Origin of the sequence: Paenibacillus amylolyticus (genome assembly GCF_050990605.1) — a bacterium.
GTDB classification, from domain to species: Bacteria; Bacillota; Bacilli; order Paenibacillales; family Paenibacillaceae; genus Paenibacillus; species Paenibacillus amylolyticus_H.
This window is the reverse complement of sequence record NZ_CP158832.1, coordinates 5,131,966-5,144,622: the sequence shown is the minus strand read 5'-3', so window position 1 is coordinate 5,144,622 and position 12,657 is coordinate 5,131,966. Positions and strand designations below refer to the sequence as shown.

General features: G+C 45.5%; 13 protein-coding genes. 11 read left to right on the top strand and 2 right to left on the bottom strand.

Translation table 11 applies throughout. The annotated features are described in order from the left end of the window. Nucleotides 1-128: 128 nt before the first annotated feature. The 5 genes from tnpA (at nt 129) to ABTV53_RS22645 (ending at nt 3,956) form a co-directional block, all read left to right on the top strand. Complete coding sequence (gene tnpA, locus ABTV53_RS22665; protein ID WP_047840510.1) at nt 129-527, top strand: IS200/IS605 family transposase; 399 nt, start codon at nt 129-131, stop codon at nt 525-527. Nucleotides 528-532: 5 nt separating this feature from the next. Further along, nucleotides 533-1,612 carry an RNA-guided endonuclease InsQ/TnpB family protein gene (locus ABTV53_RS22660; RefSeq protein WP_433746747.1) on the top strand — a complete coding sequence of 360 codons (1,080 nt, stop codon included), beginning with the start codon at nt 533-535 and terminating at the stop codon, nt 1,610-1,612. Nucleotides 1,613-1,970: 358 nt separating this feature from the next. Continuing rightward, on the top strand, nt 1,971-3,167 hold the full coding sequence (locus ABTV53_RS22655; protein ID WP_433746744.1) for a GTP-binding protein: 1,197 nt from the start codon (nt 1,971-1,973) through the stop codon (nt 3,165-3,167). Between the two features lie 141 nt (nt 3,168-3,308). Then, nucleotides 3,309-3,578: a 30S ribosomal protein S14 gene (gene rpsN, locus ABTV53_RS22650; protein ID WP_036605831.1), complete on the top strand. Its 270-nt coding sequence runs from the start codon at nt 3,309-3,311 to the stop codon at nt 3,576-3,578. A gap of 42 nt (nt 3,579-3,620) precedes the next feature. Next, nucleotides 3,621-3,956, top strand: a complete 336-nt coding sequence (locus ABTV53_RS22645; RefSeq protein ID WP_433746741.1) for a DUF3024 domain-containing protein — start codon at nt 3,621-3,623, stop codon at nt 3,954-3,956. 111 nt (nt 3,957-4,067) lie between these two features. On the opposite strand, the gene ABTV53_RS22640 is transcribed toward ABTV53_RS22645, so the two are convergent. After that, the gene (locus ABTV53_RS22640; RefSeq protein WP_433746738.1) at nt 4,068-4,925 is read right to left on the bottom strand and encodes an AraC family transcriptional regulator; all 858 of its coding nucleotides are present in this window, start codon (nt 4,923-4,925) and stop codon (nt 4,068-4,070) included. 173 nt (nt 4,926-5,098) lie between these two features. Between ABTV53_RS22640 and ABTV53_RS22635 the strand changes: the two genes are divergently transcribed. Then, a complete protein-coding gene (locus ABTV53_RS22635) occupies nt 5,099-7,171 on the top strand; it encodes a beta-galactosidase (RefSeq protein ID WP_433746735.1) in 2,073 nt (690 codons plus the stop codon). A gap of 137 nt (nt 7,172-7,308) precedes the next feature. Here the strand turns inward: ABTV53_RS22635 and ABTV53_RS22630 are convergent, their stop codons facing one another. Then, a complete protein-coding gene (locus ABTV53_RS22630; protein ID WP_433746732.1) occupies nt 7,309-8,352 on the bottom strand; it encodes a substrate-binding domain-containing protein in 1,044 nt (347 codons plus the stop codon). Between the two features lie 237 nt (nt 8,353-8,589). On the opposite strand from ABTV53_RS22630, the gene modA reads away from it, so the two are divergent. The 5 genes from modA (at nt 8,590) to ABTV53_RS22605 (ending at nt 12,657) form a co-directional block, all read left to right on the top strand. Continuing rightward, nucleotides 8,590-9,462 (top strand): molybdate ABC transporter substrate-binding protein, encoded by an 873-nt coding sequence (modA, locus tag ABTV53_RS22625; protein WP_433746729.1) that lies wholly within the window; start codon nt 8,590-8,592, stop codon nt 9,460-9,462. After that, nucleotides 9,459-10,145, top strand: a complete 687-nt coding sequence (gene modB, locus ABTV53_RS22620; protein ID WP_433746727.1) for a molybdate ABC transporter permease subunit — start codon at nt 9,459-9,461, stop codon at nt 10,143-10,145. Before modA ends, modB begins: the two co-directional genes overlap by 4 nt. 273 nt (nt 10,146-10,418) lie before the next feature. Then, on the top strand, nt 10,419-10,751 hold the full coding sequence (locus ABTV53_RS22615) for a hypothetical protein (RefSeq protein ID WP_433746725.1): 333 nt from the start codon (nt 10,419-10,421) through the stop codon (nt 10,749-10,751). Between the two features lie 317 nt (nt 10,752-11,068). Further along, on the top strand, nt 11,069-11,890 hold the full coding sequence (locus tag ABTV53_RS22610) for a transporter substrate-binding domain-containing protein (protein WP_433754325.1): 822 nt from the start codon (nt 11,069-11,071) through the stop codon (nt 11,888-11,890). Between the two features lie 23 nt (nt 11,891-11,913). After that, nucleotides 11,914-12,657, top strand: a complete 744-nt coding sequence (locus ABTV53_RS22605; protein WP_433746722.1) for an amino acid ABC transporter permease — start codon at nt 11,914-11,916, stop codon at nt 12,655-12,657.

Genomic DNA, 12,657 nt, shown 5'->3' with positions numbered 1-12,657 from the left:
AGATGTGGGATGAAAGTGAGGTCGGATACGGAGTATCACTATTGTGATTCTTCAAGTATCCGAAATGTCTGCCTTCTTAATTTTTTTAGTTTGTTTCAATTCATCTATTAAACTGATACAATATAGATATGAATGAATATAGAAGAACAAACACAACCGTATCTTTGTTGAACTATCATTTTGTGTTCTGCCCACGATACAGAAGAAAGATATTTCTCAAATTAGAGGTAGAACAGCGCTTCAAGGAACTGGTGCATGAGGTATGTGCAGAGCTTAAAATTGTGATTGTTGCCATGGAGTGCGACAAAGACCATACACATATGTTTCTCAATGCACTTCCAACATTAAGCCCTGCTGATATCATGGCAAAAATAAAAGGAGTCACATCAAAAAAACTACGAGAAGAGTTTCCACACCTTCTGCATTTGCCCAGTTTGTGGACACGTTCCTATTTTGTTTCTACCGCTGGAAATGTATCAAGTGAGACCATCAAGCGTTATGTTGAACAACAAAAGACAAGGGGGTGAAGTATATGTCTCAGACCATAACGGTTAAGGTAAAGCTGCTGCCGACTAAAGAGCAGATCCAACTATTGCAACAAAGTAGTCATGAATATATCCGAGTTGTTAATACACTCGTAGCCGAGATGGTAGAAGAAAAGAAAAGGTTGAAGAAGACAACAAAAGACATTCCTGCTAATCTACCAAGTGCAGTAAAAAATCAAGCGATTAAAGATGCGAATAGTGTCTTCTCTACCAAAGTTAAGAAAAGTAAATACGCAATCATACCGATCCTAAAGAAACCGATTTGCGTATGGAATAACCAAAACTATTCTCTTGACTTCACGCACATTTCCATTCCATTCATGGTAGAGGGAAAATCTAAGCGTTTAAAAATTCGTGCATTGTTCATCGACAAAGACCATCGAAACGTTGACCTTTTGAAGCATAAACTTGGTACGCTCCGTGTCACGAAAAGCTCAGGTAAGTGGATAGCCCAAATTGCTGTCACCATGCCAACAACTGAAAAAACGGGTATGCGGATTTTGGGCGTTGATTTAGGGCTGAAAGTCCCTGCCGTAGCCATCACAGATAATGATCACGCTCGCTTCTTTGGGAATGGGCGAGAAAACAAATACAAGAAACGGAAGTTTCGTAGTGTTCGTCAAAAGCTAGGAAAACAAAAGAAAGTGGACGCTATTCGCAAGTTAGATGATAAAGAACAACGATGGATGAAAGACAAAGACCACAAAGTCAGTCGTGAAATCGTTAATTTCGCAGTCGAAAATAAGACTTCTGTCATTCGCTTAGAGCAACTAACGAATATAAGGCAGACGACAAGAACAAGTCGTAAAAACGAAAAGAATTTACACAGTTGGTCATTCTACCGTTTGGCACAATTCATTGAATACAAAGCAAATATGGCAGGGATCAAAGTGGAATATGTGAACCCTGCATATTCAAGTCAAACCTGTCCAGAATGTTCAAAAAAGAACAAGGCGCAAGATAGAAGATATAAGTGCCCATGTGGATTCAAGAAACATCGTGATATCGTTGGGGCGATGAATATTCGCTACGCAACTGTGATTGGCGGTAACAGTCAATCAGCCTAAGGTGCTATATGCACTGTCTTAGGAGGGGTAATGGCATACCCTAATCTTAGCATCTGTCCAAAGCAGAAATGAAATGAGGACGTTAAGCTTAGCTAAGAATCCCAATCACTTTAGTGATCTTGCCCCTTTAGGGATGGGAGTGTCAAAGAGGAGGTTTATGACTTACTTCTTGCCAGAACGCATCCTCAGGATGCGAAAGAGCGGGGGAAGTCATCAGCCTTTTTTTGTTTTTTTGCAGCTTGAATCAAAAATAGTTTGACAACCACCCTCTGACAGGATTATAGTCATTGTTGTTAATCGTAATAATTACTATTAAAGTCTGGATTACACAGACTGCAAATATAAGGAGTAGATTTCTATGACACAAAAGCAAGTTCCGGTAACCGTACTGAGTGGTTACCTCGGTTCAGGGAAAACGACGGTTTTAAATCATGTGTTGAACAACAGACAGGGGCTCAAAGTTGCTGTAATCGTCAACGACATGAGTGAGGTGAATATTGATGCTGCGCTGGTCAAGGGGGAGGCAACCTTGTCTCGAACCGAAGAGAAGCTGGTGGAGTTGTCGAACGGCTGTATCTGCTGCACCTTGCGGGATGATCTGATGCAGGAGATTGAGAAGCTGGTGAACGAAGGCAAGTATGACTATATTTTGATCGAATCCACTGGTATCAGTGAACCTGTTCCAGTTGCACAGACCTTTACATACGCCGATGAGGAGTCGGGTATTGATCTGACGCGCCTGGCCCGATTGGACTGTCTGGTAACGGTGGTGGATGCCAATCGATTCTGGCATGATTTTGGATCAGGGCAGAGTCTATTGGATCGTAATCAGGCGACTGGAGATGAGGACACTCGTGACGTCGTAGACTTGTTGATTGATCAGATCGAAACCTGTGATGTACTGCTACTGAACAAATGTGATCTGGTGGATGACACCGAGCTGAACAAGCTCGAAGGCATCATCGGTAAGTTACAGCCTAACGCCAAGATCATTCGGACTGAGAATGGTCAGGTGAATCCGTCTGAGATTCTGAATACAAACCGCTTTGATTTCGAGAAAGTGAGTATGTCTGCTGGCTGGATTCAGGAGCTGGAGAAGGAGTCGCATACACCGGAAACCGAGGAATATGGCATTGGTTCCTTCGTTTATCGCCGCAGAAAGCCATTCCATCCTTCCCGTCTGGCTGAGTTCATGAGTTACTGGCCGGAAGAAGTGGTACGTGCCAAAGGTTTGGTATGGCTCGCGGCTGAAGGGGATGTTGCTGCAAGCCTCAGTCAGGCAGGGCCATCCATTCAGTTCGGTCCTGCGGGACATTGGGTGGCGGCGTTGCCGGAAGCGGACAAAGAGGAGATTTTACGTAACGAACCGGATGTGCTGGAGAAATGGGATGCCCAGTGGGGAGATCGTCAGACGGAGCTTGTCATGATTGGGATCGAAATGGAACGTGCGAGCATTGAAGATGAGCTGGACCAGTGCCTGCTCAGTGATGAAGAAATGCTGGCCGACTGGGGCCATTTTGATAATCCACTGCCATGGCCTGTGGAAGTCGTATAACTGGGAAGTTGATGGAGTAGCGTGATATAAGCACATCTATATAAATTGAACTAAACATTTACACAAAACGGAGTGTACAGTGTAAATATTCTTTAGTTCAATTTATAAACATAAATTCAATGGATAAAGGAGCTGTAATTCATGGCTAAAAAATCAAAAGTGGTACGTGAGAAGCAACGCCAAGCGATCGTGGCAAAATATGCGGATCTGCGCCGGGAGTTGAAGGAAAAAGGGGATTATGAAGCGTTGCAGAAATTGCCGCGTAATGCATCTCCGACTCGTTTGAAAAATCGTTGTGAAGTGACAGGTCGCCCGCGGGGTTATCTACGCAAGTTCAAGGTATCGCGAATTAAGTTCAGAGAACTGGCTCATCAAGGTCAGATTCCTGGGGTAACAAAATCCAGTTGGTAAAATGATCAAAGGGTGGCATTTTGCTGAAAGGATGTGCACTTCATGCTGGACTCGTTTACGTTACGAAGAATTCAGTCCGTTATGAACGGTTATATTCACGAGAAGGTACCTGCGCCACTGCGTACGATGGTGAAGTTGACATATGAGATGAATGACAATGAATTGATCCTGACCGAAGAAAGACCCGCCGAGGAACGGTATCAATGGGACAAGATGCATATTGCCCGATTTTACTGGGAAGAAAATCAGTGGAACGTGTATGCCAGAGATGAACAGAGCAGCTGGAGTCCGGTAGATGTTATTACACCTTGTTCCGATTTTGAGAATGTGCTTGAGCAGGTGGAACGGGATGAGGCCGGGCTGTTCTGGCGTACGTGAGGGCGACGAGGACGAAAATACAAATGAACATATATGAAAAATGAGCGAAGAAGACTCTGCATGTTGTATGCAGAGTCTTCTTTTGCGTCAGTTTGTTCAAGGAACATCTGCCTATAATGAATGATTGTGTATCATTCGGAATTGCATAGGCGTTACGTTTTCCTGAGTTTTAAAACATCGGATGAAGTAGCTTGACTGTGAAAATCCTGTTTCCAGCGTAATTTGCTTAATGGAAAGGTTGGTTGTCGCGAGCAGCTGTTTCGCATGCAATAACCTGGATTCCATCAGGAATTCCGGGAAGGAGATTCCGAACGTCTGACTGAACTTGCGGCTAAAGTAGGGTGTACTGTATCCAGCTATTCCGGCAGCGTGGTCTAGTGTAATGTGCTCGTTACTATGGGATCGAATATAATTCGCTGCTTCACGAATTCGCTCCGAGGTGTGATTCAACGAAACATTGATTTGGCTCGCTGCGGATTGCAATCGGGTCAGAAGCTCATATAGTGTAGCTGCCACACTGTGCTCATCCTCCACCTGATAGCCTCTTCCGAGCTCCAGTATTCGATCCATGAGCGCGGTGACCACCGGGAAGTTGGAACATTGAAACAGCCAGGGCTCGTCAACGCCTTTTCCATTTAAGAGTTCTTCGAGACGAATGCCGTAAAAATGAATCCAACGAATACTCCACGGATCATCCGAATCGGAGTAGTAGGTTTGTCTGAGACCGGGACCATAGAGGAATCCCTGCCCTCGTGTAAGCTCATAACGAGTGGTTCCCGTGTCCAGGAACCCTTTACCGTCCAGGACAAGGTGCAAATTGTAGCATTGATCCAAATTAATTTCTTTGGTTCGATATTCCCGATTCACATAATGTTTCGGAAAGTCACTGTAACCTCCAATAAAATCGGGAAAACATACATGTCTGGGGAAAACCGGCTTGGGGAGAAAGATGTGTTCTTTCACGTGCATCCTCCATTTGAACGCAATATTTTTATGTAGTGAACTGAAATCGATTCAGTCTACTGTTATTTGAATCTTGGACAATGACAATATTTTATTATAAGTCGCATAATCTTGTCATTTATTATATGTGAAGGTTCCAATAGAATGGAGGCAATATGGCATTAAGGGGGCAATTAAAGGTGGCAAAATCAATCCAAATGGATGAATTAAAAATGGGGGTCTGTTATTACCCTGAGCACTGGTCGGAAGCGTTGTGGGAAGACGATTTCCGTAGAATGAAAGAGATGAATATCACCGTTATTCGGATGGCTGAATTCGCATGGGCCATTTTTGAACCGGAAGAAGGCCAGTTTGATTTTAGTTTTTTCCAGAAGGCACTGGATCTGGCGCATCAATATGGTTTGAGTGTTATTTTGGGAACACCGACTGCAACTCCACCCGCATGGTTAACATCCAAGTATCCTGAAGTATTAAACGCGAATAAGGACGGCGTATTGTATCAACATGGCATGCGACGCCATACCAACTACAGCAGCCCAATCTACAGACAGCAATGTGAAAAAATCGTGCGTAATATGGTGATTGCCTATAAAGATCATCCGGCTCTCATTGGCTGGCAGATCGATAACGAATTCAATTGTCATATGGATGTTTTCTATGCTGAGGCAGATCATGTTGCTTTCCGTGAGTGGTTAAAAGATCGTTATGAATCGTTAGAGAATCTGAACCAGGCCTGGGGAACTGTTTTCTGGAGTCAGACCTATACCGATTGGGAGCAAGTTCACCTTACCCGAAATATGGTCAGTCCATCGCCCAACCCACATTTGGCATTGGATGAAAAGCGATTCATCTCAGCCAATACGATTTCATTTGCCAAGCTGCAGGTGGACGTCATTCGGGAACTGGACCCGAAACATTGGATCACAACGAACGGTACGTTTGGACACCTGGATAATCATGAAATGACAGAGGAGCTGCTTGATTTCTTCTCCTATGATTCGTATCCGCAGTTTGCCACGATCTTCCCGGGAACAGATGATAATTCGTTACAAGACCGGGCCTGGAGCATGAAACTGTCCAACGTACGCAACATGTCACCGAACTTCTGCGTTATGGAGCAACAGTCTGGGCCAGGAGGCTGGGTCGACAGCATAGGCATGGGTACGCCAAGACCGGGACAGATCCGATTATGGTCGTATCAATCGGTTCTTCACGGAACAGATCTGCTTGTCTACTTCCGCTGGCGGACGGCAACATTTGGCACAGAGATGTACTGGCATGGCATCAATGATTACCATAATCAACCCAACAGAAGGGTACGCGAGGTTGCGCAAGTAGGTGAAGAGTTTGCCAAGATCGGGCGCGTTATTGCCGGGACTACCTATCAAGCCGACGTTGCGATCCTGCAGGATTACGATAACATCTGGGACGGAGAGTTGGACGAATGGCACGGACCGCTTCATCAGCAGAGCGTACGCTCCTGGTATAAGCAGCTCCAGTATCGTCATATTCCGACGGATCTGGTTACCCTGCAATCAACGACAACACTGGAGGCGTTATCCCAATATAAGGTGATCATCTATGCTCACCCGGCCATCATGACAGACGAGACAGCAGAACTGCTGCAAGCTTATGTCAGTCAAGGAGGTACCCTGTTTTTCGGTGCGCGCACGGGTTATAAGGACCTTAAGGGACATTGTTATATGAGACCATTCCCTGGGGCTGTTGCTGAGTTGTGTGGTGTAACCGTAGAGGATTTCACCTTAATCAAAGGAACCGTTCCCGCAGCCACGTTGCAATGGAGCGGGACAAGAGGGCGACTTCAGGAGGGAACAACAACGACCGGATTTAACGAAGTCCTTCATGTGGAGTATCCTGACGTGCAGGTCGTAGCCGAGTATACATCCGAATATTATGCAGGTAGTCCTGCTATGACCAAACGTGCGGTAGGTCAGGGGCAGGTATGGTATTATGGGGCGGCTTACAATGAACCGGTCGTAGATGCTCTCCTGGATGAAATAGGGCTATCTTCGCCAGTGGATGACCTGATAGAGGTACCATCCGAAGTTGAACTTGGTATCCGTTCTGGTAAGGATAAAGCTTATGTATTTTTACTCAACTACTCGGATCATCAAGCGGCCATCCAGCTTAAAAAGGAAGCAAGAGAGTTGCTATCGGGTACAACACTTCAGGGTGAGATCAACATGCCCGCGTATGGTGTATTCATTTTTGAGATCGATTTGCCACATTAAGAAATTCATTCATCCATATATGTTATATTGAAAGAAACACCAAAAACGCCTTGCAGCCATTGCAAGGCGTTTTGTATATGCATGAGTGATGTGTAACATCCATTTAGCATGAGTGTTTTTGGTTGTATTTCGTATAACTATGCTTCGTACAAAATTTCACCTGTTCGCGATACATCATAGCCCTCGAATGATTGCAGTTCCTGCCTGAACTCCGGCGATTGGAGAATTCGCAGTACCGATTCTGTCCAGGCTTTATTGCCTTGTTTCCTCAACATGACCAGATCATAGCGCTCCTGAGTGAGCGGGATAAAATCAACCTGGCCCACAAGTCGCGCAGCTTTCTCAATGCCAACTCCGACATCAGCTTCCCCTGAACTGACTTTGGCAGCCACGCCCATGTGACTGGTTTCTTCCATTTCATATCCGATCAGACCTGTGCCAGGAATTCCATGCAGCCGAAGCTGCTCATCCAGCAATACGCGCGCGCCAGAACCTTTCTCCCGGTTAGCCAGACGAAGTTCGGGCTTGCTCAGATCGGTCCAATTCTGCAAATGAAGCGGGTTGCCTCGCCCAACATACAATCCTGCTGGTCGGGACAGCAAATTCACCACTACATAAGACCGTCCCGTCAGGATTTTGCGAATATACGGCAGATTATATTCACCGGTATCTCCGTCAAGCAGATGGGTGCTGACCAGATCGGACTCACCGCGATACATCGAGATAAGCCCGTCCAGACTACCCATGAACGAGCGCAGCGGACGGATGTCCCGGGTTTGTTTTTCCATATGGCGCATTAGGATATCCAGACTGACATCCTGACCTGTGATAACCAGATGCCGTGGTGCAGAAGTCATTGTATGGGTAGAATTCGCTGGAGGAATTGCATGCGCAGACCCGGCGGGGGTGGCTGACAGTAAGGAAGTTCCGTGAGAATCACCATGACCTGGCTGATAAGCCGATGCCGAGGTTTGATCCGAAGCCGGGATGCGTTGATTTGAAGATTGAAGTTGCTTGGAGCGACGTTTATATGCCTCCAGATCGGTTGCATCAATCCGCATTTGTTTGCCCACACGGTATGCGACGAGGTCTCCCTTTTTGATCAGGTCATAGACCGTCAGTTTCGATATTTTGAGCAGCTTGGATATTTCTTCGGTTGTGTAGGATTGCTCCTCCGTCATAAGTGAAGATCCTCCTTCAAAGGTATAGAGCAACTATGGTTGTGTTATGAATGTTTCTTGTACTATATCATTAATTGAGGGATGCCATAAACCTGAGAACATGCAATAAATGCATAGGACAGATAACAAAAATCAGATGTGATCTTAATCACCTTCCCATTTTTTCGGTCTTGTGTATAATTAGATATAATCAATTATAACTAGTTATAACCAAAGATAACGTTGGGGGAGAAATGAATGAGAAAGAGAATCGGATATGTGTTGGGAAGTATGTCACTGGGACTGGCTCTAGTATTGGCTGGTTGTGGCGCAAGCACGGGCACTACGGATACCTCCACGGGTGCGGAACAAACGACCTCAACGCCAGCGGTATCAGGTGAAAGTTCATCAGCAGGCAATACCGATCCGCAGGAAACAGTAGATCTGACGATCTCTGCGGCGGCCAGTCTGACCGATGCGATGAAAGAGATTGAAACCAATTATGAGCTAGCTAATCCTTATATAGAACTTAATTTTAACTTTGGCGCCTCGGGTGCCTTGCAACAGCAGATTGAACAAGGTGCCCCGGCTGATATCTTTGTATCGGCGGCAACGAAAAATATGAATGCGCTGGTGGATGAGAACCTGATTGCATCGGGCGATCAGAAAAATCTGCTACAGAATTCATTGGTGGCGATTGTGCCAACAGATGGGACCAATACCGTAACCAGCGAAGCGGATCTCACCAGCGAGTCCATCAAGACGGTAGCGATTGGCATTCCGGAAAGTGTTCCTGCGGGAACCTATGCCAAGGAAGCTCTAACCAATGCCAAGCTGTGGGATGAACTGGAAAGCAAGCTTGTGCAGGGGAAAGACGTTAGACAGGTTCTTCAATATGTAGAGACAGGCAATGCAGATGCAGGATTTGTATATAAAACGGATGCTCTTACTTCAGAACAGGTGAACATTGCGTTTGAGGTGGACAAGAACAGCTACACACCAGCCAATTATCCAATAGGCATTATTGAGGGAACCAAACACCGTACAGAGGCCGAACAATTTTATGCGTATTTGCAAACCCCTGAAGTATTGGATATCTTCGAAAAATACGGATTCTCCATTCCGGAATGAATGTGAACGCCATAGACTGGTCCGTATTCTGGTCACCGGTACGTTTGTCACTTCAGGTTGCGCTGTTATCCAGCGTGGTGGCTGCCATAATGGGCATCGCGATAGCCTGGAAGATGTCACGTACTTCATTTCGGGGAAAGACGCTGCTGGAAACGGCATTTATGCTACCGCTAGTACTGCCACCGACGGTGGTTGGATTTCTGTTGCTTGTCATACTGGGACGTAAAAGTCTGTTTGGACAATGGATTGAAGCCATATTCTCCGCACCGGTTATATTCACCTGGTGGGCTGCGGTGATTGCTTCGGTGGTGGTTGCTTTTCCACTCGTGTATCAGACGATGAAATCGGGATTCAGTGGTGTGGATCGGGATCTGGAAGATGCGGGTCGTTCGATTGGGGCGAATGAGTGGCAGGTCTTTCGTTACATTTCCTTACCACTCGCAGGCAGAGCACTGATGACCGCCTTCATCCTGGGCTTTGCCCGCGCACTCGGGGAATTCGGAGCCACACTGATGATTGCGGGCAATATTCCAGGCAAAACACAAACGGTACCCACCGCAATCTATGTCGCTGTAGATTCAGGCAATCAGACCATGGCCTGGGCATGGACTGTTTCCATTATCATCATCTCATTTCTCATGTTACTGATGACCAGACAGCAGCGAGATGGCAAAAATAACTGACATTGCATGTGTGCATATTATATTAAACATGACGAAAAACCCGTGTTAAGGTAAGAAATGATTCCTTAATACGGGTTTTTCGTCACAAATTTAATATGTATCAATACCAAAGTTATGTGAATTTTACCTTAATGGAAATGTAAAGATATTTTAACATAAAAAAATAATTATTTTTCCAAAATTTAATCATTCAGTACTCGCTTTCAGTGGGCTTGTTCCTGTAAGATAGAAGTAATGGATTCTAGCCAAGTACTGAAATAAGGAGAGACGACGATGAACACTAAACCTGATTGCGGCGTTTCGTTGCAAATCGATGATTATCTGGATCTTTTGCATTTTGCCATCCAAATCCAGGATCAGGAATGGCAGCAATCCCTTATCCACCAACTCAAAATATTTCAGACGGCGACGGAGCAGCAACGCACACCTGAAGAGGAATTATGGACACGGTTTGATTATATCAACAGCAAACTGACAGGTCTTTGCCATCAGATTCATGCCGCTCATTCAGTGGATGATCGCAAGAAGTTCGAGGAACGGATTGGTCTCTTACAATTACAGCGAGTGGAAGTTGCACGTAAAATTAAATGGGCGAGTCGCAGATAGATGAGAGAGTAAAGCAGCAAGTGATGTAACGCCAAAAGGGTTTAATCCAATGAGATTCATACATGAAGAAGCCATCCGCCAATCGGTATTGGGGATGGCTTTTTCGTGTACTATAGAGAAGTCCTATAACCATATCAGGATGTCCTATTAGTTAAGTTATTGCTCAAAGATGACTTGTAATGATATTCTTTGTTCAACCTAATTCCGACTATACAAGTAAGAATGGTTTGTTAATGAGATAGAGGAATGGGAGTACACATCATATTTGCTGTGATAACAGCCTGTGGAGGAGATTGGGAATGGTTAAAAAACGGGGGATTCAAAAATTCCGGACAGCACTGCTGTTCATTACAATGTTGGCGGTTCTGGCTGGATGCAGCACAGGTACTGCAAGCAATGAGTCAGAATCTGCTTCAGTAGCAGGCGACACACAAGTGAAAAAAATCATTGTAGGAACAGGTACACAGTTCCCGAATGTCTGCTTCATTGATGAGAATGGCAAGTTAACAGGTTATGATGTGGAATTGATCCGGGAGATCGACAAACGTTTGCCCGAGTACGAATTCGAATTCAGCACCATGGATTTCAAAAACCTGCTGCTGAGTCTGGAAACGAAAAAAATTGACTTGATCGCTCACCAGATGGAAGTGAATGAAGAGAGACAGGCCAAGTTCCTGTTTAATGATGAAGCCTATAATATTTTCCCAAATAAAATTGTCGTAAGTCAGAAAAATGAGGAAGTAAAATCGATTGAGGATCTGAAGGGTAAAAAACTGATTGTTGGTGCTACGAGTAATGCAGCTGTACTTGCTGAGAAATGGAATGCAGCGAACGGCAACGGGATTGATATCGTCTATTCCGGAGCAGGTGAGGATACCATTACCCAGATCAAAACAGGACGGGTGGATGCAACGATCAGCACTCAGTTTGCCATTGATTATCAGAATAAAGCAGTTGATGCTCAGCTGAAAACGGTGGGAGATGCCCTCTCCAACTCCAAAGTGTACTTCATTCTGAACAAAGATGAGCAGGAGCTCAAAACCAAAGTGGACGAAGCGCTCAAATCGATCAAAGAAGACGGAACATTAGGCAAACTGAGCACAGAGTGGCTTGGGGCTGACTATACGGTTGAAGAGTAGTCTGAGAAAGGTGTGCAGCAGTAATGGGAAAATCATTTGATCTGTCATTGGTTCTGGATTTCATCCCGGAACTGCTACGATATTTGCATATAACACTGATTGTACTGGGTGGCTCCATCGTGCTCGGACTGGTGGGCGGTGTGCTTCTGGCCATTCCCCGGCTGTATCGGATTCCAGTACTAAGCCAGCTGGCCACCCTGTACGTCTCATTCATGCGGGGCACACCGATCCTGATCAAATTGTTCCTGGTGTATTACGGACTTCCCGAGTTACTCAAGCCGATTGGGATCGACCTGTCGAGAACCGACCCGTTGTTATTTGTCATTGTGACCTATGCGCTTAGTGACGCGGCATCCTTTGCCGAGATCTTTCGCGGAGCGGTGCGCAGTGTGGATAAAGGTCAGACGGAAGCAGCCTATGCTGCAGGGATGACGAAATTCCAGTCTTTTCGGCGGATTGTCGTTCCGCAGGCACTGATTGTTGCTTTTCCGAACATGGCCAATACGTTAATCGGTTCATTAAAGGATACATCTCTGGCCTTCTCCATCGGTGTTATGGATATGGTGGGCAGAGGGCAGACGCTAATCTCCGCCACGTCCCACGCACTTGAGGTATATATCAGTCTGTCTGTGGTCTATTATGTCATTGTCATTGTACTTGAAAAAGGATTCGCCGTTGCAGAACGCAGACTCCAGCGTCATGAACGCAAGAGAGTTGTAAACAAACCGGCAATTCGAGTCAAACGCCTGAAACGAATAGCGGGGTGA

What these genes read in the sequence shown, in the direction of transcription:
- ABTV53_RS22660 (WP_433746747.1), top strand. Translation starts at nt 533, where the DNA reads ATGTCTCAGACCATAACGGTTAAGGTAAAGCTGCTGCCGACTAAAGAG.
- ABTV53_RS22655 (WP_433746744.1), top strand. Translation starts at nt 1,971, where the DNA reads ATGACACAAAAGCAAGTTCCGGTAACCGTACTGAGTGGTTACCTCGGT.
- ABTV53_RS22630 (WP_433746732.1), bottom strand. Translation starts at nt 8,352, where the DNA reads ATGACGGAGGAGCAATCCTACACAACCGAAGAAATATCCAAGCTGCTC.
- ABTV53_RS22645 (WP_433746741.1), top strand. Translation starts at nt 3,621, where the DNA reads ATGCTGGACTCGTTTACGTTACGAAGAATTCAGTCCGTTATGAACGGT.
- modA (WP_433746729.1), top strand. Translation starts at nt 8,590, where the DNA reads ATGAGAAAGAGAATCGGATATGTGTTGGGAAGTATGTCACTGGGACTG.
- ABTV53_RS22640 (WP_433746738.1), bottom strand. Translation starts at nt 4,925, where the DNA reads ATGCACGTGAAAGAACACATCTTTCTCCCCAAGCCGGTTTTCCCCAGA.
- ABTV53_RS22605 (WP_433746722.1), top strand. Translation starts at nt 11,914, where the DNA reads ATGGGAAAATCATTTGATCTGTCATTGGTTCTGGATTTCATCCCGGAA.
- rpsN (WP_036605831.1), top strand. Translation starts at nt 3,309, where the DNA reads ATGGCTAAAAAATCAAAAGTGGTACGTGAGAAGCAACGCCAAGCGATC.
- ABTV53_RS22615 (WP_433746725.1), top strand. Translation starts at nt 10,419, where the DNA reads ATGAACACTAAACCTGATTGCGGCGTTTCGTTGCAAATCGATGATTAT.
- tnpA (WP_047840510.1), top strand. Translation starts at nt 129, where the DNA reads ATGAATGAATATAGAAGAACAAACACAACCGTATCTTTGTTGAACTAT.
- modB (WP_433746727.1), top strand. Translation starts at nt 9,459, where the DNA reads ATGAATGTGAACGCCATAGACTGGTCCGTATTCTGGTCACCGGTACGT.